We start from the raw sequence: 25,288 nt of genomic DNA, 5'->3' as shown, positions 1-25,288 counted from the left end.
TGCTCTCAGGGCGTCGCTGCACTGCGTCCCTGCGCGTCCAGATGCTGCCGGGCGCTTCGAAGAGGTCTGTCTAGGGCGGTCCGAGCGGCCCGACGACGAACCGACTCTGTGGTTGGACCATATCCCCAGGACCGTCCAGGGTCAAGGAAAATCGTGTGACGGATGCAACTTCAGTGGCTTCCTTGTGGCGTGTACCACAGTTGTGGTAGGACCATATAGAGATCCGTCCACCATTGGAGAGCTCCATGCATCCATCGAGTCACGCCGAGACCCTCAAGCTGGCGAAGGCCACCGAAGCCAAGGGCCTTCGACGGGTCGGAGCCGCCAGCATGGTGGGCACGACCATCGAGTACTACGACTTCTTCGTGTACGGCACGGCAGCCGCACTCGTATTTCCGGCGGTCTTCTTTCCAAGTTCCAGCCCGACCGTCGGGACGATCGCGTCGTTCGCGACGTTCGGCGTCGCGTTCTTCGCGCGCCCCGTCGGCTCGATCCTCTTCGGTCACTTCGGGGACCGGATCGGCCGCAAGCGGACCCTCGTGTGGACGCTCCTGATCATGGGACTCTCCACCGTCCTGATCGGGCTGTTTCCGGGGTACGACACCGGCGTCTTCGGCATCTTCGAGAACGGCATCGGCATCTGGGCGCCGATCCTGCTCGTCGTGATGCGCTTCCTGCAGGGCCTCGCCATGGGTGGCGAGTGGGCGGGCGCGACACTCCTCACCGCCGAATACGCGCGAGATGGCGAACGCGGACGAATGGCGATCTACCCCCAGCTCGGCCCGCCGTTCGCGTTCTTCCTTGCCAGCGGCACGTTCTTCATCGCCTCCATCACGATCGGTGCCACCAGTGAGACGTTCGTCGACTACGGGTGGCGACTGCCCTTCATCGCGTCGCTCATCCTGGTGATGGTCGGGTTGTACATCCGGCTGAGGGTCGAGGAGACACCGGTCTTCACCGCCCACCTGGAGGAGAAGAAGCTGGAAACCGCTCCGGTGAAGCTGCCGTTCGCCGACGCCATGCGGCTGCAATGGAAGCAGATCGTGATTTCCGGGTTGGCGATGTCGACGCTGTTCGCGATGTTCTACATCGGCAGCACATTCCTCACCAGCTACGGCACCGGACGGCTGGAGTTCAGCCGCACGATGATCCTGGGGTTCGGGATGATCGCCGCCCTCGTCCTGGCCGCCGCCACCGCAGGTGCCGCTCTGCTCTCGGACCGCATCGGCCGCCGAAAGGTCATTGCGGGCGCGTACGTGGGGTCGTTCTTCTGGTCGCTTCTGCTGTTCCCCCTCCTCGACACCGGTGTTCCCATCGCGTTCCTCATCGGCGTGACCATCACCCTGTCGCTGTACGGGGTCGCAAACGGCCCCGCCGGTGCATTGCTGCCGGAGATGTTCGAGTCGCGGTTCCGCTATACGGGCGCGGGCCTGAGCTACAACCTCGGCGGAATCATCGGCGGGGCGATTCCGCCGATCCTGGCGGCGCAGATCGTGGCCAACTACTCCAGCATCTGGGTGGGTGTGCTGCTCGCCGGTCTCTCCGCGGTCAGCCTGCTCTGCGTGCTCGCCCTACCCGAGACCAAGGACAACGACCTCACCTCGGTCGCCGGCGAGAAGCGCGCATGACGATCGACGGTTCTCCGTCACGGCAGAGGCATCTCCTCGAGCGATGACGGGAGAAGGCGATCGGTCCGACGGTCGCGAGTCGAGGCGGCGGGCGATGCGTTCCGGGGCCAGGGCGATGCTTCCGATCCTCATCGGGATCGCGCCGTTCGCCGCCGTTGCCGGGCTCGCGGGCAGTCACAACGGGTTGTCGATCCTGGAGACGGCCGCATTCTCCCTGTTGGCATTCGCGGGCGCAGCTCAGATCGCCGCGTCTGACCTCATCGGCAGCGGCGCCGGGGCGGGCGTGGTCATCGCAACGGCGCTCACCATCAATCTCCGATTCATCGTCTACTCGGCGACGCTGGCGCCGATCTTCGGCGACGCCAGTTTCCGCGAGCGGATCGTCGGCTCGTACCTCCTGGTGGACCACGCCGTCCCGCTGACGCTCACTCGCACCGACGGCAGGCCGCGACGCGAGCAGGCGGCGTTCTACCTCGGCGCGTGCGCGGTGTTCTGGTGCACGTGGCAGATTTGCTCGTTGATCGGGTCCTTCCTGGGGTCCCTGCCCGAAGCGGGCGTCATCGCGTTCGCGGTACCCGTGTCGTTTCTCGCACTCCTTGCGCCGCAACTCGCGCAGAAGCCCCGCGCCCTCGCCGCGGCCGTCGCGGCCGTCGTCGCGGTCGCGTGTGCCGGTCTGCCTGCCAACGCGGGCATGATGCTGGGCACCGCGGCGGGGATCGTGACGGGAGTTGCCGTCGGTTGGCGTGCGGCGGGGAAGCGGGCCGCCGAAGGATCGTCGGAGCCGTGAGCAGTCCGACGATCTGGTTGGTCATCGCCGCGATCGCGGTGGGCGGATTCGCGCTACGAGCCGCCTTCATCCTCATCCCGTTCCTGCCGCGGGACCTCCCGCCGCGGGTGAGTCTCGTGCTGGAGATGGTGCCGGCGGCCGCATTCGCCGCGCTCGTGGCGCCCGCGATATTCCTCGACGACGGCCAGCTGAAACTCCTGTCGCCGGCCACGTTGGCCGGTGCGACCGCGCTCGTGGTCGCGCTGCGGTGGAAGAGCCTCGCGGTGAGCATCGTCGCCGGACTCGCCGCCTACGCGCTCTTCGACACGGTGCTGTGACGCCGCGTGACGTCGGGCACGGCGAGGGCCTCGGACGTCCTTGGGCACAATGACCCCATGGCCGAGCCTCTGATCCTTGCCCTGGAGGGACGCATCCCTCGAGTCCACCCCGACAGCTGGGTGGCTCCGAACGCCTCGGTGATAGGTGCCGTGACCCTTGGGGAGCGCGTCAGCGTGTGGTACTCCGCGACGCTTCGTGCGGACTTCGATCCGATCGAGGTCGGTGCCGGGTCGAACGTCCAGGACGGCGTCACCGTCCACGCCGACCCGGGGTTTCCGGTCACCATCGGCGAGCGGGTCACGATCGGCCACAACGCAGTTCTGCACGGGTGCACGATCGAGGACGACTGCCTGATCGGAATGGGGGCGATAATCGGGAACGGCGTCAGGATCGGCGCGAAGTCACTGGTCGCACCGGGCGCTGTGCTGCCACAGGGGATGACCGTTCCGCCGCGGTCATTCGTCGCGGGTGTTCCGGCGAAGGTCCGCCGCGAGCTCGGGGACGAGGAGATCGCGTTGAACGGGGTGAACGCGCCGGCCTACGAATACCTCGTCGGCGTGCACCGGGCCGCGACCCCGACTGCATGAACCCGCAGCCTCAACGCGCAGGTCTACGAGCGTTCGAGTGACGTCCACCGCACCGCGGTGGAATGGCATTCGCGCGGGTACGTACCTACGGTGAAACCCATGCGCACACTCGTCACCGGGGCGACCGGCTACATCGGCTCCCGGCTGGTCTCCGCCCTGCTCGGCGATGGGCACGAGGTGGTCGTGGCGAGCCGCAATCCCGAGCGGCTTGGGGACTTCGGTTGGATGGACGACGTCACCCCGGTGATGCTCGACGCCGCTGACCCGGAGTCCGTGGCGAGTGCCTTCGGGGTCGCCGGGCCGGTCGACGTCGCCTACTACCTGGTGCACGGCATCGGGCAACCCGGCTATCGCGACGCCGACAACGCCGCGGCCGCCACCTTCGCGCACGCCGCGAAGGACGCGGGCGTGCGGCGCATCGTCTACCTCGGCGGGTTCGTGCCCGACGGCGATGGCCTCTCCGAGCACCTCGCCGGCCGCGCCGAAGTCGCCGAGGCGCTCACCGTCGACGGCGGGCCGGACGTGGTGTGGCTGGGCGCCGCCATCATCATCGGCGCCGGGTCGACCTCGTTCGAGATGCTGCGCGCCGTCGGCGACCGCTTCCTGCTGATCCCCATGCCGCCATGGGCGCACAATCCGCTGGACCCCATCTCGATCAGCGACGTGCTGTACTACCTCGTCGCGGCGGCAGACTCCGAGCGGGTGCCGCCCGGGTCCTACGACGTCAAGGGTCCGGAGACGACGACCTACGGCGAGCTGCTGCTCACCTACGCGCGGGTGTCCGGGTTGTGGCGCAGCGGGGTGCCCGTGCCCGACGTCAACATGGACTTGGTGTCGCAGGTGGCCGCGCTGTTCGTCCCGGTGCCGCACGCGTTGGCCGCGGATCTCGTTCAGTCCCTTGACTATCCGATGACGGCGTCCAACGACGGGCTGACCGGTTTGGTGCCCGATCCGCCGGGCGGCCAGGTCGGCATCGAAGATGCGATCCGGTTGTCCCTGTCGGGCCACCGCCGACGGCCCGTCGACCGACTGGCCGACCCGCACCACCTCGCCGACACCGATCCCGACTGGGCAGGCGGCGACGTCACCCGCATCCGCAGCCTCGCGTCGATGGTCACCCCGTCGGTCGCACACCCCGCACTCGGCTTGCTCTGCGCCATGCCCGGACCCGTCGCCGGATGGGTGCGAACCGGCCTGGACACCGTGATCGGACTCGCCCCGAAGGGATTGTCGTGATCGGATTCTTCTCCGACATCGGTGCGATCGCGGCGACCCCGGCCGCACCCCACGACGAGCCGCCGACCCTGGTCCGTCGGCGCCGCATCGTCGTGGTCGTCGTGCTGATCATCGGCGCGTCGCTGCTAGGGACCTCGTTGCGCACCACGCCGGGCGAGACCGCGTTCTACGTGCTGACGCTGGCCCTGGCGGCGGTATGGGCCGTCGGCGCCCGACTGTCGGGGCCGCTGCACCTCGGCTGCGTAACGTTCCGCGGCAAGCTCCGGCGGCCGGTCTTCACCGGTGCGGGCGTCGGCATAGCGCTCGGCCTGGTGTTCATCGTCGGCGGGTTGGTGTGCCGCGAGATCGGTCCGGTACGTGAGTACATCGTCGCGGTCCTGGAGTACGCCAACTACGGCTCGCTGTGGCTGGTCGTGCTGATCACCGTGATCAACGGCGTCGCCGAGGAGATGTTCTTCCGAGGCGCGCTGTACAGCTCGCTCGGCCGGTTCCATCCCGAGATCGTCTCGACGATCGTCTACGCCCTCGCGGTGTCGGCGGCAGGCAACCCGATGCTGGGCTTCGCGGGCATCATCCTCGGCGCGGTGTGCGCCTACGAACGCCGAATCACCGGCGGAGTGCTCGCGCCCATGCTGACCCACTTCTTCTGGGGCCTCGTCATGGTGCTCGCACTGCCGCCGATGTTCGGCGTCTGACCGCGCTATCTCAGCGGGTTCTCGATTTCGTCGCGGGGCATCTTGGCCGCCACGATCGCGATCGCGGCGAGCAGAACAGGCACCACGCCTGCGGCGACGAAGATCGTCTCCATCGGCACCACCTTCGACAACGGGCCCGCGATCGCGAACGACACGGGCATGAACGCCAGTGAGACGAAGAAGTCCAGGCTCGACACCCGGCCCAGCATCTCCCTCGGCACCCGCCGCTGCAGAAGCGTTCCCCAGATCACGCTGCCCGCACCGTCGGTCACGCCGACGACGAACGTCGCCAGTGCCATCAACGGGAACGACGACGTCGCTCCGACGATCACCAGCGGCAGCGAGCCCGCGCCCCACATCACCATCATCACCGTCAGATAGCGGCGCGGCAGCCGGCCCGACGACACCGCCAGCGCACCGATCGCGCTGCCGATCCCGAAGGCCGCCAGGATGAAGCCGTACATCCGCGCACCGTCGGCGAAGCGGTTCTGGGCGATGAAGGGCAGCAGCACTTCGATCGGACCCAGAACCACCAGCACGAACACGCTGGCGAAGAGCACCGTCCACAGCAGCCACGGGGTGCGCACCATGAACCGGACCCCGTCCCGCATGTCGCGCAGCACGTGCGTGCGTTCCTGATCGCCGCTCGCGGCAACGGGTTTGGGCGGCCGAGTGGCCACCAGCAGGATCAAGCCGACCGCGAACAGCGCGGCAACGGTGAACGCCCCAAGAGCGGGGAACGTCACGCCGACCAGAACACCTGCCACCGCCGGTCCGACGGCGCGCTGGAACACCGGCCGCACGACGCCCTCGACACCGTTGGCGGCCAGTAGCTGGTCGGCGGGCAGGATGCGCGGCAGCATGGCGCTGTAGGCCGGGAAGAAGAACGCCGCGGCGATGCCGAGAGCGCCTGCGGCGACGGCCATCTGCCAAATCCTCAGCAGTCCAAGCGAACTCAACGTTGCGACCGTCAGGACGACGGCGGTGTTGACCGCCTCGACGGCGATGATGATGCTCCGCTGGTTGAGTCGATCGGCCGCGATGCCGCCGACGAGGACGAACGCGACCAGGCCGGTGCCAAGGCACGTGGCCACCAGGGACAGCGACGCGGGATCGTTGTCGAGTGCGATCACCTGCATCGCCATCACGACGGCCCACATGCCCTCGGCGAAGATCGAGATGGACAGTGCGCCGATCAGCAGGCGGTACTCGCGGAACCGGAACGGTGCGAGCACGCGCCAGCCACCGGTGCCCGGCTGGTCGACCTCTACATGCGTGCTCACGCACATGATGGTGGCTGACCGACCCCCGTAGCGTCGAATGGTTATCGGCGCTCGGAACAATGGGTCGTCGCCGACTGCTCATCCCCAGGGGTCGGGTCCCCGCCCGGAATCGCGACCGTCAGTCGTCGGTGAAGGTGGCCGGCCGTCGCTGCTGAAACGCCTTGGCACCCTCGCGGAAGTCGTGCGACGACAGCAGCTCCAACTGCCCCTCGGTCTCACGATCGAGGGCGCCATCGAGCTCGCCGAGCGTGGCGGCGTTCACGGCGGCCTTGGTCTTGCGAAGAGCGACCGCGGGCCCGGACTTCAATCGCTCGATCACCGCGTTCGCCTCGGCCTCCAGGTCGTCGGCGTCGTGCACCGAGCTCACCAGTCCCGCGGCGAATGCCTCTGTGGCGGAGAGGCGTTCGGCCAGCAGCGCCATCCGCATCGCACGGGCCCGGCCGATCGACGCGGCAACCAGCGCTGAGGCGCCGCCGTCGGGCATGAGCCCAATCTTGGTGAACGCCAACAGGAAGTAGGCCTTCTCGGAGGCCAGGACCACGTCGGCCGCGATCGCCAACGACACCCCGACCCCGGCCGCGGGGCCCTGAACGACCGACACCACGGGCTTCGGCAGCGCGACGATGGCGCGGACGGCGCGGTTGGCGGCCGCCAGTGTGTCGGCCCCGTCGGCGATGGGGTTGGTCTGATCCTCGACGCTCAGGCCGGCGCCGGAGCTGAAGCCGCGCCCCGCGCCGCCGAGGCGGACGACCCGCACGGCGGGATCGGTGGCTGCGCGCTCCATCGTGTCGGCGATGGTCTCGAGCATGGCGGCCGTCAGCGAGTTGAGACTGTCGGGCCGGTTGAGCGTCACCACGAGGATCCCGTCGTGCAGGTTCACGGTGAGATCGTCGATGCCGGTGTAGGACTCGGTATTGGTCATGCCCGCCTCTGGTTGAGCGAGCGCTAGGCCCGCGATCGGTCGACTTGGTTATACAAGTAAGCTATGTCGCGGTCAACTGGGTCGAACTGCTGGAGGGTGTCAACGATGACTGGACCACTGCACGGATTGAGGGTCGTCGAGCTCGCGGGCATCGGCCCCGGGCCCCACGCGGCGATGATTCTTGGCGATCTCGGCGCCGACGTGGTGCGCGTCGAACGGCCGGGCAAGGGTGGCGCGGTGCCCGTCGGTGGTCGCGACTCGATGCTGCGCAACCGCCGTTCGGTGGCCGCCGACCTGAAGAGCGACGAAGGCCGTGAACTGGTGATGCGGCTGATCGCGAAGGCCGACGTGCTGATCGAGGGATACCGCCCCGGCGTGACCGAACGCCTCGGCCTCGGCCCGGAGGACTGCGCGAAGGTCAACGAAGGTCTGATCTACGGCCGCATGACGGGCTGGGGTCAGACCGGGCCGCGCGCGCAGCAGGCCGGCCATGACATCAACTACATCTCGCTCAACGGCGTGCTGCACGCGATCGGCCGCAAGGGCCAGCGGCCCGTGCCACCCCTGAACCTCGCCGGCGACTTCGGCGGCGGGTCGATGTTCCTCATCGTCGGCATCCTCTCCGCGCTGTGGGAACGACAGACCTCCGGCAAGGGGCAGGTCGTCGACGCCGCCATGGTCGACGGTTCCAGCGTGCTGGCGCAGATGATGTGGAGCTTCCGCGCCAGCGGAATGTGGAGCGACGAGCGCGGCGTCAACATGCTCGACACCGGTGCGCCGTTCTACGACACCTACGAAACCGCCGACGGCAAGTACGTCGCCGTCGGAGCCATTGAGCCGCAGTTCTATGCGCAGCTGCTCGAGGGGCTCGGGCTGGCCGAGGCCGACCTGCCCGGCCAGCACGACGCGTCGCGCGCCGAGGAGTTGAGGGCGACCTTCACCGAGGCATTCCTGCGTCACGACCGGGATCACTGGGCGTCGGTGTTCAACGGCACCGACGCGTGCGTGACCCCCGTCCTGAGCTTCGCCGAGGTGGAGACCGAACCGCACATCACCGAACGCGGCACCTTCTTCCATGACGTTTCGGCCGACGGTGACAACCTCGAGCCGGCGCCCGCGCCCCGGTTCTCCCGCAGTGTGCCTCCGACGCCTACCCCGCCCGGCGAGAAGGGCGGGGACACCGACGCCGTCCTGAGCGACTGGGTATAGTCCCAACCAACCAGTCGGTTGAAACAACGAAAGGGAATCGATCAGTGCAGATCAAGGATTCGGTAGCGGTCGTCACGGGTGGTGCGTCTGGCCTGGGCCTGGCAACCGTGAAGAGACTGTTGGATGCCGGCGGCAGTGTCGTGGTCATCGACCTCAAGGGTGAGGAAGTGGTCGCCGAGCTGGGTGAGCGCGCCAAGTTCGTCGCCGCGAACGTCACCGACGAGGACGCGGTGGCCAAGGCGCTCGACGTCGCCGAGTCGATGGGCCCGCTGCGCATCAACGTCAACTGCGCCGGCATCGGCAACGCGGTCAAGACGGTGAGCAAGAACGGTCCGTTCCCACTCGACGGGTTTCGCAAGGTCGTCGAGGTCAACCTGATCGGCACGTTCAACGTGATCCGGTTGGCCGCCGAGCGGATCGCCAAGACCGAACCCCTTGGTGAGGAGCGCGGCGTCATCGTCAACACCGCGTCGGTGGCGGCGTTCGACGGTCAGATCGGGCAGGCGGCCTACTCGGCGTCCAAGGGTGGTGTGGTCGGGATGACCCTGCCGATCGCCCGCGACCTGTCCCGCGAACTGATCCGCGTCTGCACCATCGCGCCGGGTCTGTTCAAGACCCCGCTGCTGGGTTCACTTCCCGAGGAAGCGCAGCGTTCGCTTGGTCAGCAGGTGCCGCATCCCGCGCGGCTCGGTGATCCCGACGAGTACGGCGCGCTGGCGCAGCACATCGTGGAGAACCCGATGCTCAACGGTGAGGTCATCCGGTTGGACGGGGCAATCCGGATGGCTCCGCGATGAGCATTCGGACGAAGTTCACCGAGGTCTTCGGTGTCGAGCATCCGATTGCCCAGGGCGGCATGCAGTGGGTCGGCCGCGCGGAACTGGTTGCCGCGGTTGCCAATGCGGGCGGGCTCGGGTTCATCACCGCGCTGACGCAGCCCACTCCGGCTGACTTGGCGCGTGAGATTGCCAAGACCCGGGAGCTGACCGACAAGCCGTTCGGGGTGAACCTGACGATCCTCCCGTCGATCACCCCGCCGCCGTACGACGAGTACCGCCAGGTCATCGTCGACGAGGGCGTCAAGATCGTGGAGACCGCCGGCTCCAACCCGGCGCCGCACCTGCCGATGTTCCACGACAACGGGATCAAGGTGCTGCACAAGTGCACCTCGGTGCGGCACGCGGTCAAGGCCCAAGGCCTCGGCGTCGACGGCATCAGCATCGACGGGTTCGAGTGCGCCGGTCACCCGGGGGAGGACGACGTGCCCGGGTTGGTGTTGATTCCGGCGGCAGCCAATCAGATCGAGATTCCGATGATCGCCTCGGGCGGTTTCGGTGACGCTCGCGGTCTGGTGGCGGCGTTGGCGTTGGGTGCTGACGGGGTCAACATGGGCACGCGGTTCATGTGCACGCAAGAGTCGTGCATTCATCAGAACGTGAAGGATGCGATCGTCGCCGGTGACGAGCGCGGCACCGAGTTGATCTTCCGCAGCCTGCACAACACCGCCCGCGTCGCGAGCAACGTGGTCTCGCGGGAAGTGGTGGAGATTCTCAAGGGCGGTGGCCAGTTCGAGGACGTCAAGGATTTGGTCGCCGGGGTGCGCGGTCGCAAGGTCTTCGAGGACGGCGACGTCGACGCGGGCATCTGGACCGCGGGCACGGTGATGGGGTTGATCGACGACATCCCCACGTGCGCGGAGTTGATCTCGCGCATCGTCGCAGAGGCCGAGGGCATCATCACCGCACGACTGGGCGGCATGATGTCCGCTGCGGTTGCAGCCACTGTTTGAGCCCTAGACGCACGAGAGCCGCCGACCAGTGGTCGGCGGCTCTTCGCGTGTCTGCGTGGCGGGGCGTCTAGACGGCCTCGGCGAGATCCGGGAACTGCTCGGCAGTCACTCCCTCGATGAGGAAGTCCCCGTGGTACAGGGCCTCGAAGTCAACCTTGATGACGTTGGCGTTGCTCTCGTCGATCCACATGTACTGAACAGTAACTTCGAGTTTTGAGAGAACTCTGAGCGCTGGTTCTGAAAATGGTGGCAATTGTTACCGGGAAGTAGGTTCGGCGCCGTCGCGGCATCTTGCACGCCATGGGCATACCGCGACCACGTCGGCACCCAGGAGGTGCGCACGACCGGTCGGCACGTCGTCGAACGCGGGTGATCCCCGCGTTCGGTCAGACGGCTTGGGCTAGGTCGGGGAACTGCTCGGAGCAGTCACCCTCGACCAGGAAGTCCCCGTGATAGAAGGCCTCGAAGTCAACCTTGATGACATCTGCGCTGGTGTCGTCGATCCACATGTACTGGACAGTAACCATCACTATTAAGAGTTCTTTGAGTCACGATTCGGAAAACCCTGGCAATTGTTACCCCTAAGTAGGGTTCTAGGGCGTCGGAGTGCTCAGGTGGAGCGGGTTCACACCGTTCAGCAGCACCCAGGTCGTCACGGCCGCGGCCACTGCGACCAGTAACAAGGGGATCGTCACGGCTCCCGGCCACCGCGGCCGGCCGAACACCCGCGCGTCGACGGAGTAGCCGCCGGCGCCCACGAACAACAGGGCCGCCGCGGCAAACGCCACCAGGAACGGCACGTTGAAGGGATCCGACCACACGGCGGCGCCGGACACGTTGACGGCCCAGGCGTCGATCATCGCCGCGAGGATGCCGCACGCGGCCAACGGGGTCAGCAGGCCCAGCAGCAGGGCTGCGCCGCCGGCGATCTCGGTGGCCGTCACCAGATAGGCGGCGAACGTCGGCGACTCCCAGCCGCCGTCTTCCATGAATTGGACGGTGCTGCGGAAGTCGACCGCCTTGAGGACGCCGCCCTGCACCATCGTGGCGCCAACGGAGAGTCGGAGGATGAGAACGCCGAGGTCGTGTAGGGCGGAAGGGTTCGAGGTGCGCCGTTTGATCACGTCCGTGGTCGCCATGGCGACCACCTTAGGGGGCGTTGAACGATCCGCCCCGCTCCGTCGTGCCATGAGGGGAGAGACGTTGACCCCTCCAACTTAACGTTGATAAGTTATCGCCGCTACTACCGGAAGGGGCGGACGTGCTGCACCGAATCGCACAGGCGGCAATCGCCGCGCCGAGACGCATCCTGGTCGGGGCCGCGCTGGTCATGGTGGCCGCCGCGATATTCGGCATCCCCGTCGCCAAGAGTCTTTCGGCAGGCGGCTTCCAGGACCCGAACGCGGAATCGTCTCAGGCCGGCCGGCTGCTTACGGACAAGTTCGGTCAGGGCGACATGCAAATGCTGCTCACCGTGACCGCGCCCGGCGGCATCAAGAGCCCGCAGGCGACCAGGGTGGCCGACGACGTCCTCTCACGACTGAAGCAATCGCCGCACGTCGCCGACGTCACCTCCGCGTGGACCGTCCCCCCAGCCGCCGCCGCGGACCTCACCAGCAAGGACGGCACCTCCGGCCTGATCGTCGCCGGCATCACCGGCGGCGAGAACGACGCTCAGAAGTACGCCAGCGACCTGTCCGATGCCGTCACCCAGGACCGCGACGGCGTCACCGTGCGCTCGGGCGGCCTCGCCATCGTCAACGCCCAGATCACCTCGCAGACCGAACGCGACCTGCTGCTGATGGAATCGATCGCCATCCCGCTGAGCTTCCTCGTGCTGGTGTGGGTGTTCGGCGGGCTGGTCGCGGCCGCCCTGCCCATGATCGTCGGTGGCCTGGCGATCGTCGGGTCGATGTCGGTGCTGCGGCTGATCACGCTCGGCACCGACGTGTCGATCTTCGCCCTCAACCTCTCGACGGCCCTCGGGCTGGCGCTGGCCATCGACTACACGCTGTTGATTCTGAGCCGCTACCGCGACGAACTCGCCGACGGGGCACCGCGCGACAAGGCCCTGATTCGGACCATGTCGACCGCCGGCCGCACGGTGTTGTTCTCCGCCACCACGGTCGCGCTCTCCATGGCCGCGATGCTGATGTTCCCCATGTACTTCCTGAAGTCCTTCGCCTACGCGGGCGTCGCCACCGTTGCGTTCGCCGCCGCAGCCGCGGTGATCGTCACGCCGGCGGCGATCTGGCTGCTCGGCGACCGGCTCGACGGCCTCGACGTGCGTCGACCGCTGCGACGACTCACCCGCCGAGGCGAGCCCGCGCCGAAGCCGGTCGACCGGATCTTCTGGTACCGCTCCACCAAGGCGGTCATGCGCAACGCGATCCCCATCGGGCTGGCCGTCGTGGTGCTGCTGCTGGCGCTCGGCGCGCCGTTCCTCAGCGTTCGGTGGGGTTTCCCCGACGACCGGGTGTTGCCGTCCTCGGCGTCCGCGCACCAGGTGGGCGACCAACTCCGCGACGACTTCGCAGACGACTCGTCCACCGCGGTGACCGTCGTCGTCCCCGACGCCGACGGTCTGTCGCCGGACACGCTCGGACGGTACGCCGCCGACCTGTCCAAGGTCTCCGACGTGACGTCGGTGTCCGCCCCGGTGGGGACGTTCGTCGGCGGCGCACGGGTCGGCCCGCCGTCCGCCCCGACCGGAGTGGCCGACGGCAGCGCCTTCCTCACCGTCGACGGCACCGCGCCGCTGTTCTCCGACGCCTCCGAGGAGCAGCTCGACGAACTGCACGGCGTGGCGGGACCGGACGGCCGCGGCGTCGTCCTTGGGGGTGTCGCTCAGATCAACCGCGACAGCGTCGAGGCGATCACCACGCGGCTGCCATGGGTCCTCGGGCTCATCGCAGTCATCACGTTCGGTCTGTTGTTCCTGCTCACCGGCAGCGTCATCCTGCCGCTGAAAGCCGTTCTGCTGAACGTGCTTTCGCTGACCGCAGCCTTCGGTGCCCTGGTGTGGATCTTCCAGGACGGTCATCTGAACGCACTGGGGACGACGCCGACCGGGACGCTCGTCGCCAACATGCCGGTGCTCCTGTTCTGCATCGCCTTCGGCCTGTCGATGGACTACGAAGTGTTCCTCGTCGCCCGCATCCGGGAGTACTGGCTCGGGCTCAGGGCCAACGGCGACGCCACACCGTCGGGGCTGCGGGCCATCCACGCGGCGCGAGCCGACAACGACGAGGCGGTCGCCCTCGGCCTGGCCCGCACCGGGCGGGTGATCACGGCCGCAGCTCTGGTGATGTCGATATCGTTCGCCGCCCTGATCGCCGCCGAAGTGTCGTTCATGCGGATGTTCGGCGTCGGCCTGACGCTCGCCGTTCTCGTCGACGCCACGCTGGTCCGGATGGTGCTGGTGCCCGCCTTCATGCATGTGCTTGGCGGCTGGAACTGGTGGGCGCCCAAGCCGCTCGTCTGGCTGCACCAACGGATCGGCATCAGCGAATCTGGTCCCGAAGCCGATCATCCAATTCGGACGACGACGGACCTTGGCATGGTCGCCTCGGCTGACAATCGCTGACATGACGGTCAAGCCGCTCAAGCGTCGCCGGGCCGCGAGGGGATCCGGGGACCACCTCCGCGAGGAGATACTCGACGCCGCCACCGGCCTGCTGCTGGAGACGGGCCACGCCAAGGCGGTGTCCATCCGCTCCGTCGCACAACGCGTCGGGGTCACCTCGCCGTCGATCTATCTGCACTTCGCCGACAAGGACGCGCTTCTGGATGCGGTGTGCGCCAGGTACTTCGAGGCACTGGACCAGGTGATGCAGCAGGTCGCCGTCGACCAACCGTCGACCGTCGACCGGTTGCGGGCGCAAGGGTTGGCCTACGTCCGCTTCGCCATGGCGAACCCCGAGCTGTATCGCATCGCCACGATGGGCGAGGGCAGGCCGGGAAGCGACGTCGACGTCACCCTCAACAGCTCGGCGTTCGTGCACATGAGGGCGTCGGTGGAATCGCTGATGGCCGAAGCCGTCTATCCGGTGGGTGATCCCACCATGGCCGCACTGGAACTGTGGACGGTGGCGCATGGTGTTGCCGCCCTTGCCATCTCGCGGCCCTATCTTCCGTTTGGCGACGTCGAGGCGTTCGCCGACCGGGTGATGCGATCCGCGTGCTGCGGTCACATCGTGACGGGAATGCTGGGACTGGACGTGCCGCCGATGGAGGCGGTCACGAAGATCAAGGGGCTGGTGACCTGATGGCTGACTTGGTGGACAATCCGTTCTTCGCCCGGCTGTGGTCGAACATGACGACCCACGAGCCGGAGTCCGTTCGGCGGCTGCGGCGCGAGAACCTGGTCGGGCTCTCCGGTCGCGTGCTCGAGGTGGGGGCCGGCACCGGAACCAATTTCGAGCTGTACCCGGCGACGGTCACCGAGGTGGTCGCCATCGAGCCGGAACGGCGGCTCGCGGAGATCGCGACGCGGGCGGCCGCGTCGGCGTCCGTGCCGGTCACGGTCACGACCGACACCGTCGAGGAGTTCGTGACCGACGAGCCGTTCGACGCCGTCGTCTGCTCCCTGGTGTTGTGTTCGGTCGACGACCCCGACGGCGTTCTGCGCCAAGTGTTCTCGATGTTGCGACCCGGCGGCGAGCTCCGGTTCTTCGAGCACGTCGCCAGCGGCGGGGCACGGGCGACGCTGCAGAAGCTGGCCGACGCGACGGTTTGGCCACGCCTGCTGGGCAACTGTCATACCCACCGCGACACCGAACGGTCGATCGTCGGCGCGGGTTTCGAGGTGCGCGAGGTGCGTCACGAGTGGGTCATGCCGGCCTGGGTGCCGATGCCGGTGTCGGAGGCCGCAGTCGGCCGGGCGGTAAGGCCCGCGTAGCGACGGCTACACGGGTGTGACGGTGCCAGGGGCGGTCTTGCTCAGCGTGAAGTCGTTCGCCGGACCCACCGGGCAGGTTGCGGATTGAGCCGAGACACCGCTCACCTGACCTACCAGGGTGGTCGAATTCCATGACCACGTCTGCAATTCCGCGCCGCGAGTGCCGTCGGGACAGCTGTGGCCGTCGGGCCTGTCGACCGTCATCGTCCACCGGCCGCCTGCCAGCCGGGCGTCGCCGCTCCATCCACTGGAACTGGCGATGTGCGCGACGCACTGGCTCGACGGGGGACAGGTGGTGCGGGCCGTCCAGGACGTGTGGGCGCCGGCGCCGATCAGGTTCAACGTGTACCTGCCGCTGAAGTCGTCGGCCCAGGCCGGGCCCGCCAACCCCACCGACACCCCGGCGGCGATCAGGGTCACCGCCACGCCGCGGACTGCGGTCATGATTCCTCCAGCGCAGTAGTCAAGAGTCCGTGCCACGTGTCGACCGTTCGCAGCCCGACGGCGGAGATCGCCGCAGGTGGGAATACTGCGTTCGCCGCTGGCGTTTAGGTGGGTAGGCGGGTGTGGTCCCGGCACTTGACGTGCGCGCTGCGTGACGTCGGGTGAAGTTCGAATTGTGTTGTCGTTCAACATGTTCAACTCCTGCCAGTGCCCTTGGATAGCTTTGAAAATACTAGACGCCGCCAGTTCCTGGCGGTTGACTTCTCACATGGCCGGTCGCATTCGCCGAATGTGGGCCCCTGAATCGTTGGAGGAGAAATGACCGTCGAACGCATCAAGTTGGTCGCCGCGTCGATCGCCTGCGGAGCCGTCGTAGTCGCCGGCGCCGTCGTGTCGGTCATGGGTCCGGGCGCCGCGCCCGACGTCGTCGCCGGGGGTTCCGGTGATTCGGCCACGGGCACCACCTACGTCCAGCCGACGGCGTCGGCGATGAAGCTCCCGGCGACGGTCGTCCAAGCCCCCGAAACCACCAACGAGTTGGCTCCCACGACACTGGCGACACCGATGGCCGCGCCGACGTACAAGGCGACCGCCGCGCCCGGATGCGTGAACAACGGGCAGTGCCCCTAGCCCAGCAGTGCGGGCAGCCGCTGAAGCAGCCCCGGCAGTGCCGTCGCGGACGTCTCCCGCAGCGAGATGGTGACCCGATCCGACAAAGGCGTCTCCTCGGGGTTGACCTCGATGACCGGGATACCCTCGGCGAGCGCCATCTCGGGCAGGCCTGCCGCCGGGTAGACGACCGCCGACGTGCCGACGACGATCGCCACGTCGGCCCGGCTGACCGCCTCCACCGAACGGTCCCACTCCTCGGACGGCAACGGCTCGCCGAACCAGACCACGTCGGGCCGAATCAGACCGCCGCAGCCGCACCTCGGCGGGTCGACGGTCTCGACCGGCTCTGGCATCGGCGGCAGCGGGCCGACGTAGGGCGCGTCGCAACGGTCGCAGCGGAAGCTGAACAGGCTGCCGTGGACGTGGTGCACCCGCGCACTGCCCGCTCGCTCGTGCAGATCGTCGACGTTCTGGGTGACGACGTGCACCTCGGCACCGTCCTGCCAGGCGGCGACCGCGCGGTGGCCGTCGTTCGGGTCGACGGCCTTCATCATGTAGTGGCGCCACAGGTACCAGGCCCAGACCTTGTCCGGATGCCGGCGCCACCCGTCGGAACTGGAGATCTCGTAGGGGTCGACCTTGGCCCACAGACCCGTCTCGACGTCGCGAAACGTCGGGACGCCGCTCTCCGCGGACATCCCCGCTCCGCTGAGCACCGTCACTCGCACGCCACCAAACTAGCCGCTATTTGTGATACTGGGCACGTGGGGGATTTGGGGGAGTGGGTTCAAGTAGATCCGGACGGGGCCAGGCCGCTGTTCGACCAGTTGCGAACGCAGATCATCGGGGGCGTTCGGGACGGCAGGCTGCCGCCTGGCACCCGGCTGCCGACCGTTCGTGACCTGGCGCATCAGCTGAACATGGCGGTCAACACGGTCGCGCGTGCGTACCGGGAGCTGGAGGCGGCCGGTCTGCTGGAGACGCGCGGCAGGTTCGGCAGCTTCGTGGCTCGCATCGATCCTGCCGACGCCGCGATGGCGACCGCCGCGCACCAGTTTGCGGCCGCAGCCAAGGCGCTCGGCGTCTGCAAGGACGATGCGCTGCGCTACGTGGAAACGGCGTTCACCTAGCCAAATTCGAGCAGGGTGAGCGACGGCCGGACCGGGTCGAGCAACGGGATGCGCTGCATCCCGGACAGCGCCGCGTTCAACACGCGACCGCGCCCGCGGGGATAGGGCACGTCGTGCACCGCGCGGACGCCGGGCACGACGTCGATTAGCCGGGCCGCCTCGGACGGCGACATGCCAAAGGGCATGGCGGGCACCCGGTAGCGCGTCGAGGTCCACAGGCCGCCCCGGCGCGCCAGGGCGGCGAACCACGACGGCGGCAGGTCGAACATCATCCGGCCGCCGGGGAAGCGTCGCGCGCACTCGGTGATCAGACCCATGGCGTCGACCGGCTCCAGGTACATCAGCAGACCCTCGGCGGTGATGAACACGCCGTCCTTCGTCTGGACCCGGTCCATCCAGCCGTAGTCCAACGCCGACTGGGCGCAGACGGTCACCCGCTCTGACGGCGGCAGCAGTTTCTCGCGCAACTGTGTCACCGGTGGTAAATCGACGGTCAGCCAACGGAATTGATGGCCGACGTCGGCGGCGTCGATCCGGTAGAAGCTGGTCTGCAACCCCTCGGCGAGCGCGACGACCGTCGCCGCGGGATGCACGCGAAGGTAGTCGCGGGTGGCTCGGTCGAAGGCCAGCGCTCGCACCGCCATGTCCTGGCGGCGGGTGTAGCCGAACTTGGCGAAGTCGAACTCGATGGAGTCGACGAGCTTCACCGCCATCGGGTCGTCGATGATGCCGTCGGCCCGGCGGGCCTCGTGCGCCCGGACCTGCAACGTCAGCAGGGCAGTTTCGGAGACTCCGGACAGGTCGACGTTCATCTTCATTTCGCGAGCACCTTCTCGACGGTTCGTAGGTTGCGGGTGGTGGTCGACGACTTGTACCGCTTCTTGCCCATGGTCTTTCCGATCGTGGTGTCCAGCGTGCCGCTCTTGGGCACCTGCCAGTACACGACGCCGTCGCCACGTTCGATCAACTCGTCGGGCCCGGCGTCGGCGGCCAGTGCCGCGAGCTCGTCGAGCACGTCGGCGTCCGTCACGAAGGTGACGTACGAGTGGCGGCCGTCGACCTCGCGCGCGAACGGATAGCGCGCCGAGATCTCGGCGACCGTGCTCAGCTCGTAGGCCAGCACCCAGGCGTCGTACCCGAAGGCGTCGCGCAGCGCCGTCTCCGCCGCGGTGCGGACCGCTCCGACCTTGGTGTCGCTCGTCATCAGAACGTTGCCGCTGGCCAAGATCGTCGCGACGTCGGTGAAGCCGGCGTCGGTCAGAGCCCGCGCGACGTCGGCCATCTTGAGGTTGACGCCTCCGACGTTGACGCCCCTGAGGAAGGCGACGTACCGCGTCATCCGAACTCCAGCAGGGTGATGCTCGGGCGGTTCCTGCGGAGCGGCCCGACGTAGTCCATCACCGAGGAGCTTCCCAGCCGCCAGAGTCCCCGGCCCGGTGGCAGGGCGACGTCGCGCGCCGAACGCGCGCCGGGGATGGTGCCCGCCAGCGCCAGGGCCTCGTCGGCGGACTGGCCGAACGGCATCGGCGGCGCGATGTAGCGCGACGACAGCTTGATGCCCTTCAGCGTGCGGGCGCTGAACCAGCGGGGGATCGAGTCGAACATCATCTGGCCGCCGGGGAAGCGGGCGGCGCAGTCGGCGATCAGGCCGAGTGCGTCCTCCGGCTCGAGGTACATCAACAACCCCTCGGCGGTGATGAAGGCGCCGTTGGTCGCGTCGACGCGGTCCATCCAACTGCGGTCCAGCGCCGACTGGGCCAACGCGACGATTCTGTCGTCCGAGGGGAGCAGCTGGTCCCGCAGCTCCATGACCGGTGGCAGATCGATTGAATACCATGTGGTTTCGTCGAGCATGCCGTCACGGTCGAGGCGCCAAAAGCTGGTCTGCAAACCCTCGGCCAGCGCCACCACCGAAGCCTTCTGGTGCGCGGTCAGATAGTCGCGGGCGGCGGCGTCGAACGCGACCGCGCGCAGCCCGTGTGACTGGTTCGGCTTGCCGAACTTGAGGTAGTCGTAGGAGATCGTGTCGAGCAGCGTGACCGCCCACGGATCTCGGATCACCCCGTCGGAGCGCTTGGCCTCGCTGCCGCGGTTGTGCAACGTCCACAGCGTGGTGGCGGAGACGCCGTCCAACGCGATTCCCGAAACCTGGGGCGAGCGGAGCGACGGGGGATCCTCTTGGCTCATGGCTCCATGGTAGGAGCCGTCGAGGCCGAATCGGACCGCACACCGCGCCACGGTCGTAGGCTGGCGAGCATGAGCCGCGACGTGTTCGACGACAAGCTGCTGGCCTTGATCGGCGGCAATTCGCTGGGCGTTCTGGCGACCCTCAAGCGGGACGGCAGACCTCAGCTGTCGAACGTGTCCTACCACTTCGACGCGCGCGAGCTGACGATCTCGGTGTCGATCACCGAGCCGCGCGCCAAGACCCGCAATCTGCGCCGCGACCCGCGGGCGTCGATTCACGTCAGCTCCGACGACGGTTGGTCGTATGCGGTCGCCGAGGGCGACGCACGCCTGACCCCGCCCGCGAGCGACCCGCACGACGACACCGTCGAGGGTCTGATTGCGTTGTACCGCAGCATCGCTGGCAAGGATCATCCGGACTGGGACGATTATCGCCGGGCCATGGTCGACGACCGGCGGGTGTTGATGACGCTTCCGATCTCGCATCTGTACGGCATGCCGCCTGGCATGCGCTGACACGCGCTAGTCTCAACGCATGGCCGAGCAACCCGAAGACGACAACAAGCGCAAGTTCCGCGAGGCGCTCGAGCGCAAGAAGGCCAATGCAGGCGGCGGTTCCGAGCACAAGGACGGCGGACGCAAGCACGGCCCGCGCTCGACAGGGCCGGCAGAGGCCCATCGGGAGTTCCGCCGCAAGAGCGGCTAGCGCACGCTGGTGGGCGCGACCGGATTCTCGCGGGCTAGGAGGCGGGCTCCGACCAGCGCCGCCAACACCACCAGAACGTAGTCGAGCCCTTCATCTTTGAGGCCCCACCCGGCCGCGGCGAGTGTCGCTGCGCCCGCGACGCACAGCAGGGTGCCGACGACGGCACTGCGAAGCCCTGGCTGGGCGACGTGGCCGCCGTCCCACAGTGGCAGCGGCTCGTTCTCCAACGGCCGCAAGACCACGAACGAGCCGCACACCAACACCGCCATCACCGCGACCTGCGCGGCGCTGATCGTCCAGAAGTTCGGCTGCCCCGGCCAGCGGTCCAAGCCCAGGTAGTCGAAGGCCAGGTGCACGGCCAGCAGCGCGGGCATGTGCCACAGGTACAGCGTCATGGCGCCGCTGTTTCCGATCACCGCCAGGCGCCACACCCGCGGCCGACCCGCCCAGCGGGCGATCGCGGGAGCCGCGGCAATTGCGAACGCGCACATCATGATTGCGTGCCCGGTGAGCAACAGTGACGGCGGCATCATGTTCTTCAGCTCCTGGGTGTCGATGCCGACGAGGCTCAGCTCGTACGGGCCGAACCACACCAGTGCGACGTTGACCGCGAACATCGCCACCCCGACGACCAGAGCGGTCCGGACGGTGAACAACCCACGCCGGTACGCCACGCCGAACATGCCGGGGATCAACCAGGCGACGAGGTTGAGATAGCCCAACGCCGACCACGCGGCGTCGTGCACCCTGATGCCGTCGACGAGCGCGATCAGCGCGTACAGGGCGGTCACGGAGCCCACGAACCGCGCGACCGTCGTGATGCGTGCCAGCAGCGGGACGGCGGCGAGGACGACGACGTAGACGCCGAGGAACCACAGCAGCTGGATGCTGATTCCGGCGATCGACTCGTACACGCGGGTCGGCAGCAGCGGACGCAAGACGACCAGTGTCGCCGCCCAGAACGCGAGGTAGTAGAACACCGGCCGATAGAGCCGCGTGCATCGCTTCAGCAGCCAGCCGCCCCAGCTGCCGCCGGCGTCCCACGAGCCGACCGACGCCGCCACGCCCGCGAAGAAGAACAGCGGCATGACTTGAAAGATCCACGTCAACGCCTGGAACACAGGTGACGTGGTGAGCAGGTTGCCCCATGCGAACACGCCGTCGGCGATCATGCTGGTGGCCATGATCGTGTGGCCGGCGACGACGCCGATCAGCGACGCGATCCGGATGACGTCGATGGCCCGGTCCCGGTTCGCCGGGGTGGCCCACTCGATCGCGTCGGCGGTGGGAAAGATGCTGGTTACGCCCATGAACTGAATCTAGGTCCGGAGGGCGTAGGTAGTTTTACCCGACTTTTGCGGCTCGTCCCGTGGTCACCATCCGCCGATCCAGCCCTCGAAGATCGCATCCGGTTCGTCGTCGGGATTCTCGGAGCGGCCGACGAGAAAGTCGAAGTCGCAGCCCCGGTCCGCCTGGAGGACGCGCTCGACGTACATCGAGGCGTATCCGCGGGTGTGACGCGACGGTCTTGGCGTCAGGTCGGCTCGGCGCGCGGCCAACTCGTCGTCCGACACCAGCATGTCCAACGTGCCTGCGCGGGCGTCGAGCGCGACGACGTCGCCGTCGCGCACCAGGGCTAGCGGGCCGCCCACCGCCGATTCCGGGCTGACGTGCAGCACGCAGGTGCCGTAGGCGGTGCCGCTCATCCGGGCGTCGGAGATGCGCACCATGTCGGTGACGCCGTCCCTGAGCAGCTTGCTCGGCATGGGCAGCTGACCCCACTCCGGCATGCCCGGTGCGCCGCGCGGCCCGGCCGACCGCAGGATCAGCACGGAATCGCGCGTCACCTCCAGGTCGGGGTCGTCGAACCGTCGCATCAGGTCCTTCATGTCCTCGAAGACCACGGCCGGTCCTTGGTGCACCAGCAGTTCGGGGCTGGCGGCGCTGCACTTGATCACCGCGCCACCGGGTGCGAGGTTGCCCCGCACCACCGCGAGGCCGCCCGGCGGCTGGAACGGCGCGTCCAACGGCGCGATGACCGAGGTGTCGGTCGCCGCGGCGGTGGGAAGGTTGTCGGCCACGGTCTTGCCGGTGACGGTGACGGCGTCGGTGTGCAGCAGCGACTCGACCGACTTCATCACCGCAGGTATTCCGCCGGCGTGGAAGACCTGCTCGACGAGGTGCTCACCGGCGGGCCGCACGTTGACCACCAGCGGTGTGCGCGCCGAGAGTTCGTGAAAGCGGTCCAGCGACAACGGAACTCCCACCCGGCCTGCGATGGCCAGCAGGTGCACGATCGCGTTGGTCGACCCGCCGACGGCGAGCATCAGCGTAATGGCGTTGTCGAACGCCTCGGCCGTCATGACCTGCGACGGCCGCAGCCGTTCGACGGCCAATCCGACCGCCCGCGCGCCGACCTCCTCGGCCACCTGCAGCCGGCGTGAGTCCATCGCGGGGATGGCCGCGCCACCGGGCAGGGTCATGCCGAGGCCCTCGACGAGGGTGGCCATCGTGGAGGCGGTGCCCATCTCCGGACAGTGTCCCCGCGACGGTCCCGCCGCCGCCTCCAGTTGCTCGTATTCGGCCATCGACATCCGACCGGCTCGTACGTCGTCGACGTACTCCCAGAGGTCGGTGCCCACCCCGAGCTGCTTGCCCCGGAACACCGCTGGCGCGGCGGGCCCGCCGGTCAGCGCGATCGCGGGGACGTCGGCGCTGGCGGCCCCCATCAGCTGTGCCGGGACGGTCTTGTCGCAGCCGCCGAGCAGGACGACGGCGTCGAAGGGATACGCGCGGATCGACTCCTCGACGTCCATCGCCATCAGGTTGCGAAACAGCATGGTCGTCGGCTTCATCAACTGCTCGCCGAGCGACATGGTGGGGAACTCCAGCGGGAAGCCGCCCGCCGCCAGCACGCCGCGTCGCACCGAGTCGGCGAGGCCGCGAAAGTGCATGTTGCAGTTGACGACTTCGGACCACGAGTTGCAGATGCCCACGATCGGCCTGCCCTCGAAGGCCATCCGGGAGAATCCCGACGCCCGCATGGCCGAGCGGTGCACGAAGCCGGGCACGTCCTTGCCCGCGAACCACTTGGCGCTGCGCAACCCGTCCGGCGGCGTCGTCACGGTCAGCGGACCCGGGCCGCGTACGCGGTGACCTTGCGCAGCGCGGGTTGACGCGCCGCCCGGTAGCCCACCCAGCGCCCGGGCCTGGTGGACATCAGGCCGCCGACGACGCGTTGTTGCCACGGCGCCTTGCGACCGCCCGCTGCCGTCGCGGGGCGGACCGGTGCGGCCGTGCCCGACGCGTCGGCGAGGACGGCCTTGGCCGCGTTGTGGCCGTTGGCCCCCATCACCCCGCCGCCGGGGTGGGTGCCCGACCCGCAGAGGTAGTAATTGCGCACGGGCGTCCGGTAATTCGCCAGCTCGGGCAGTGGCCGCGCGCCGAACAGCTGGTCGAGCATCATGCTGCCGTGGAAGATGTTGCCGTCGGTGATCAGGTATTCGTGGTCGAGGTCGTCCGGGGTGATGACCACGCGGTCGAGGATGTGCTCGCGCAGGTTCGGCGCGTAGATGAACAGGTCCTCGAGGACGAGGTCGGCCCACTTCTCCTTCTCGGCCGCCCACGTGGTGCCGGTGAGTTCCGACGGCAGCTGCTGGATGCCAAGGGTCATGGTGTGCAGTCCGGCGGGGGCGAGCGAGTCGTCGGTCACCGACTGCGTGACCGCCTCGATGACGAAGGTGCTCGGGAAGGTCCCGCGGCGCTGCGCCTCGTAGGCCTCCTCGAAGGCCTCCCGGCTGGGACCGAGCAGCTGATGCCCATGATGCTGCGGGCCCTCGGCGGCGTCGGGGAACGGAAGGTATTGCGGCAGTTCGTCGATCAGGAGGTGGATGCGCGCCATCGAGCCGCGGGTGTCGATGTTCTCGACGTCGCGGATCAGCTTGGCGCCCAGCACCCCTGGCTCGATGAGCTTGAGCAGCGACCGCTTGGGGTCGGCGTTGGAGATCACCCTGGCGGCGGTGACGACGGTCCCGTCGACGAGGCGCACCCCGGTGGCCGCGCCGCGCTCGACGATCACCGTGTCGACCGGGGTCGACGTGCGTATCGTCGCGCCGTGGTGACGCGCGCCGGCGGCCAGCGCCTCGCTGATGGCACCCATCCCGCCGCGGGCCAGGCCGAATTGACCGAAGTTGCCGTTGAACTCACCCCAGGAGTGGTGCCCGTAGGTGTACGCCGTGCCGGGCGTGGAGGGTCCGCCGAAGATCGACACCATGCCGAAGAACGTCAGCATGCTCTTCAGTCGCTCGTCTTCGAAGTACCGGTCGAGCAGGTCGCGGACCGACAGCAGGGTGAACTCGTCGAACAGTGTCTGCTCGCCCGCCGCCTCGAACGCGGCGAACACCTCCGAGCGCTGCGGCGGTGGCGACAGCAGGTAGGGGGTGACGAGCCCGGCGAAGCGCTGCAGCCGGACCCCGAAGTCGAGGAAGGCCTGGGCGTCGTTCTTGCTGATCTTCTCCAGCTCGCGCAGCGTGCGGTCGGTCTCCTTCCACATCGTGAACGAGGTGCCGTCGCGAAACAGGCTGAACGACAGCGCGTCTCCCTGGTACAGGTCGAGGCCGAACCTGGCCAGCTCGAGTTCGGCGATGATCTCGGGTCGCAGCAGACCCGCGATGAACGCGCACGACGACCACTTGCTGCCGGGGATCAGTTCCTCGGTGACGCAGGCCCCGCCGACGAGGTCGCGGGCCTCCAGCACCAGGACCCGTTGGCCGGCCTTGGCCAGGTAGTTGGCGGTGACCAGGCCGTTGTGGCCCGCGCCGATGATGACGGCGTCGTAATCCGGTGTAGCGGTCAT

29 protein-coding genes are annotated in these 25,288 nt (G+C 68.2%); 16 read left to right on the top strand and 13 right to left on the bottom strand.

Annotated elements, in window-relative coordinates; genetic code table 11:
* The first annotated feature begins 245 nt into the window (after positions 1-245).
* The 6 genes from B1790_RS07480 (at position 246) to B1790_RS07455 (ending at position 5,251) form a co-directional block, all read left to right on the top strand.
* A complete protein-coding gene (locus B1790_RS07480; protein ID WP_079922590.1) occupies positions 246-1,628 on the top strand; it encodes an MFS transporter in 1,383 nt (460 codons plus the stop codon).
* Between the two features lie 43 nt (positions 1,629-1,671).
* Positions 1,672-2,415, top strand: a complete 744-nt coding sequence (locus B1790_RS07475) for an AzlC family ABC transporter permease (protein ID WP_079922589.1) — start codon at positions 1,672-1,674, stop codon at positions 2,413-2,415.
* On the top strand, positions 2,412-2,732 hold the full coding sequence (locus tag B1790_RS34630) for an AzlD domain-containing protein (protein ID WP_158083784.1): 321 nt from the start codon (positions 2,412-2,414) through the stop codon (positions 2,730-2,732). Before B1790_RS07475 ends, B1790_RS34630 begins: the two co-directional genes overlap by 4 nt.
* 57 nt (positions 2,733-2,789) lie before the next feature.
* On the top strand, positions 2,790-3,320 hold the full coding sequence (locus B1790_RS07465; protein WP_079922617.1) for a gamma carbonic anhydrase family protein: 531 nt from the start codon (positions 2,790-2,792) through the stop codon (positions 3,318-3,320).
* Positions 3,321-3,410: 90 nt separating this feature from the next.
* On the top strand, positions 3,411-4,556 hold the full coding sequence (locus B1790_RS07460; RefSeq protein WP_079922588.1) for an NAD(P)H-binding protein: 1,146 nt from the start codon (positions 3,411-3,413) through the stop codon (positions 4,554-4,556).
* Positions 4,556-5,251 (top strand): lysostaphin resistance A-like protein, encoded by a 696-nt coding sequence (locus B1790_RS07455; protein ID WP_369832303.1) that lies wholly within the window; start codon positions 4,556-4,558, stop codon positions 5,249-5,251. Before B1790_RS07460 ends, B1790_RS07455 begins: the two co-directional genes overlap by 1 nt.
* 5 nt (positions 5,252-5,256) lie before the next feature.
* Here the strand turns inward: B1790_RS07455 and tet(V) are convergent, their stop codons facing one another.
* Both tet(V) and B1790_RS07445 read right to left on the bottom strand, forming a co-directional pair.
* Complete coding sequence (gene tet(V) / locus B1790_RS07450; RefSeq protein ID WP_079922586.1) at positions 5,257-6,540, bottom strand: tetracycline efflux MFS transporter Tet(V); 1,284 nt, start codon at positions 6,538-6,540, stop codon at positions 5,257-5,259.
* Between the two features lie 112 nt (positions 6,541-6,652).
* Positions 6,653-7,456 (bottom strand): enoyl-CoA hydratase, encoded by an 804-nt coding sequence (locus B1790_RS07445; protein ID WP_079922585.1) that lies wholly within the window; start codon positions 7,454-7,456, stop codon positions 6,653-6,655.
* A gap of 105 nt (positions 7,457-7,561) precedes the next feature.
* Between B1790_RS07445 and B1790_RS07440 the strand changes: the two genes are divergently transcribed.
* Genes B1790_RS07440 through B1790_RS07430 form a run of 3 tightly spaced genes read left to right on the top strand, consistent with a single transcriptional unit; the run spans position 7,562 to position 10,454 of the window.
* Positions 7,562-8,665 carry a CaiB/BaiF CoA-transferase family protein gene (locus B1790_RS07440; RefSeq protein ID WP_079922584.1) on the top strand — a complete coding sequence of 368 codons (1,104 nt, stop codon included), beginning with the start codon at positions 7,562-7,564 and terminating at the stop codon, positions 8,663-8,665.
* A 44-nt stretch (positions 8,666-8,709) separates the two neighbouring features.
* Complete coding sequence (locus B1790_RS07435) at positions 8,710-9,462, top strand: 3-hydroxyacyl-CoA dehydrogenase (protein WP_056559401.1); 753 nt, start codon at positions 8,710-8,712, stop codon at positions 9,460-9,462.
* A complete protein-coding gene (locus B1790_RS07430) occupies positions 9,459-10,454 on the top strand; it encodes a nitronate monooxygenase family protein (RefSeq protein WP_079922583.1) in 996 nt (331 codons plus the stop codon). Before B1790_RS07435 ends, B1790_RS07430 begins: the two co-directional genes overlap by 4 nt.
* 67 nt (positions 10,455-10,521) lie before the next feature.
* On the opposite strand, the gene B1790_RS35625 is transcribed toward B1790_RS07430, so the two are convergent.
* The 3 genes from B1790_RS35625 to B1790_RS07425 form a co-directional block, all read right to left on the bottom strand.
* Positions 10,522-10,644, bottom strand: coding sequence for a hypothetical protein (locus B1790_RS35625; RefSeq protein ID WP_255354949.1), 123 nt, complete (start codon positions 10,642-10,644; stop codon positions 10,522-10,524).
* 196 nt (positions 10,645-10,840) lie between these two features.
* Positions 10,841-10,963, bottom strand: coding sequence for a hypothetical protein (locus B1790_RS35620; RefSeq protein ID WP_142271112.1), 123 nt, complete (start codon positions 10,961-10,963; stop codon positions 10,841-10,843).
* An 84-nt stretch (positions 10,964-11,047) separates the two neighbouring features.
* The gene (locus B1790_RS07425; RefSeq protein WP_079922616.1) at positions 11,048-11,593 is read right to left on the bottom strand and encodes a DoxX family protein; all 546 of its coding nucleotides are present in this window, start codon (positions 11,591-11,593) and stop codon (positions 11,048-11,050) included.
* Positions 11,594-11,715: 122 nt separating this feature from the next.
* Between B1790_RS07425 and B1790_RS07420 the strand changes: the two genes are divergently transcribed.
* The 3 genes from B1790_RS07420 to B1790_RS07410 are packed head-to-tail and all read left to right on the top strand — an operon-like array spanning position 11,716 to position 15,354.
* On the top strand, positions 11,716-14,040 hold the full coding sequence (locus B1790_RS07420; RefSeq protein ID WP_079922582.1) for an MMPL family transporter: 2,325 nt from the start codon (positions 11,716-11,718) through the stop codon (positions 14,038-14,040).
* A gap of 1 nt (position 14,041) precedes the next feature.
* The gene (locus tag B1790_RS07415; protein WP_079922581.1) at positions 14,042-14,722 is read left to right on the top strand and encodes a TetR/AcrR family transcriptional regulator; all 681 of its coding nucleotides are present in this window, start codon (positions 14,042-14,044) and stop codon (positions 14,720-14,722) included.
* On the top strand, positions 14,722-15,354 hold the full coding sequence (locus tag B1790_RS07410) for a class I SAM-dependent methyltransferase (protein ID WP_079922580.1): 633 nt from the start codon (positions 14,722-14,724) through the stop codon (positions 15,352-15,354). Before B1790_RS07415 ends, B1790_RS07410 begins: the two co-directional genes overlap by 1 nt.
* A 6-nt stretch (positions 15,355-15,360) precedes the next feature.
* Here the strand turns inward: B1790_RS07410 and B1790_RS07405 are convergent, their stop codons facing one another.
* Positions 15,361-15,798 carry a hypothetical protein gene (locus B1790_RS07405; RefSeq protein ID WP_079922579.1) on the bottom strand — a complete coding sequence of 146 codons (438 nt, stop codon included), beginning with the start codon at positions 15,796-15,798 and terminating at the stop codon, positions 15,361-15,363.
* Between the two features lie 318 nt (positions 15,799-16,116).
* Here B1790_RS07405 and B1790_RS07400 point away from each other — a divergent pair, with 318 nt between their 5' ends.
* Positions 16,117-16,428: a hypothetical protein gene (locus B1790_RS07400; protein WP_079922578.1), complete on the top strand. Its 312-nt coding sequence runs from the start codon at positions 16,117-16,119 to the stop codon at positions 16,426-16,428.
* Here the strand turns inward: B1790_RS07400 and B1790_RS07395 are convergent.
* Positions 16,425-17,138 (bottom strand): NAD-dependent deacylase, encoded by a 714-nt coding sequence (locus tag B1790_RS07395; protein ID WP_198951941.1) that lies wholly within the window; start codon positions 17,136-17,138, stop codon positions 16,425-16,427. The genes B1790_RS07400 and B1790_RS07395 overlap by 4 nt on opposite strands.
* Positions 17,139-17,174: 36 nt before the next feature.
* Here B1790_RS07395 and B1790_RS07390 point away from each other — a divergent pair, with 36 nt between their 5' ends.
* Positions 17,175-17,540, top strand: coding sequence for a GntR family transcriptional regulator (locus B1790_RS07390; RefSeq protein WP_056559418.1), 366 nt, complete (start codon positions 17,175-17,177; stop codon positions 17,538-17,540).
* Here B1790_RS07390 and B1790_RS07385 read toward each other — a convergent pair.
* From B1790_RS07385 to B1790_RS07375, 3 genes are read right to left on the bottom strand one after another with little or no spacing between them, the layout of a single operon-like run.
* Positions 17,537-18,358, bottom strand: coding sequence for a class I SAM-dependent methyltransferase (locus B1790_RS07385; protein ID WP_079922576.1), 822 nt, complete (start codon positions 18,356-18,358; stop codon positions 17,537-17,539). The two genes, B1790_RS07390 and B1790_RS07385, sit on opposite strands and share 4 nt — an antisense overlap.
* Positions 18,355-18,879 carry a DUF1697 domain-containing protein gene (locus tag B1790_RS07380; protein ID WP_079922575.1) on the bottom strand — a complete coding sequence of 175 codons (525 nt, stop codon included), beginning with the start codon at positions 18,877-18,879 and terminating at the stop codon, positions 18,355-18,357. The genes B1790_RS07385 and B1790_RS07380 overlap by 4 nt, the downstream gene beginning before the upstream one ends.
* Positions 18,876-19,727, bottom strand: coding sequence for a class I SAM-dependent methyltransferase (locus B1790_RS07375; RefSeq protein WP_079922574.1), 852 nt, complete (start codon positions 19,725-19,727; stop codon positions 18,876-18,878). The genes B1790_RS07380 and B1790_RS07375 overlap by 4 nt, the downstream gene beginning before the upstream one ends.
* 69 nt (positions 19,728-19,796) lie before the next feature.
* Between B1790_RS07375 and B1790_RS07370 the strand changes: the two genes are divergently transcribed.
* A complete protein-coding gene (locus B1790_RS07370) occupies positions 19,797-20,243 on the top strand; it encodes a PPOX class F420-dependent oxidoreductase (protein WP_079922573.1) in 447 nt (148 codons plus the stop codon).
* A 19-nt stretch (positions 20,244-20,262) separates the two neighbouring features.
* The gene (locus B1790_RS34170; RefSeq protein ID WP_142271110.1) at positions 20,263-20,433 is read left to right on the top strand and encodes a DUF5302 domain-containing protein; all 171 of its coding nucleotides are present in this window, start codon (positions 20,263-20,265) and stop codon (positions 20,431-20,433) included.
* Here B1790_RS34170 and B1790_RS07365 read toward each other — a convergent pair.
* From B1790_RS07365 to B1790_RS07355, 3 genes are all read right to left on the bottom strand, one after another.
* Complete coding sequence (locus B1790_RS07365; protein WP_079922572.1) at positions 20,430-21,743, bottom strand: acyltransferase; 1,314 nt, start codon at positions 21,741-21,743, stop codon at positions 20,430-20,432. The genes B1790_RS34170 and B1790_RS07365 overlap by 4 nt on opposite strands.
* A 63-nt stretch (positions 21,744-21,806) precedes the next feature.
* A complete protein-coding gene (locus tag B1790_RS07360) occupies positions 21,807-23,558 on the bottom strand; it encodes a dihydroxy-acid dehydratase (protein WP_079922571.1) in 1,752 nt (583 codons plus the stop codon).
* A gap of 2 nt (positions 23,559-23,560) precedes the next feature.
* On the bottom strand, positions 23,561-25,288 hold the full coding sequence (locus B1790_RS07355) for an NAD(P)/FAD-dependent oxidoreductase (RefSeq protein ID WP_079922570.1): 1,728 nt from the start codon (positions 25,286-25,288) through the stop codon (positions 23,561-23,563).

Origin of the sequence: Mycobacterium sp. AT1 (assembly GCF_002043095.1) — a bacterium.
Taxonomy (GTDB): Bacteria; Actinomycetota; Actinomycetes; order Mycobacteriales; family Mycobacteriaceae; genus Mycobacterium.
This window is presented reverse-complemented; position numbering and strand designations above follow the sequence as displayed.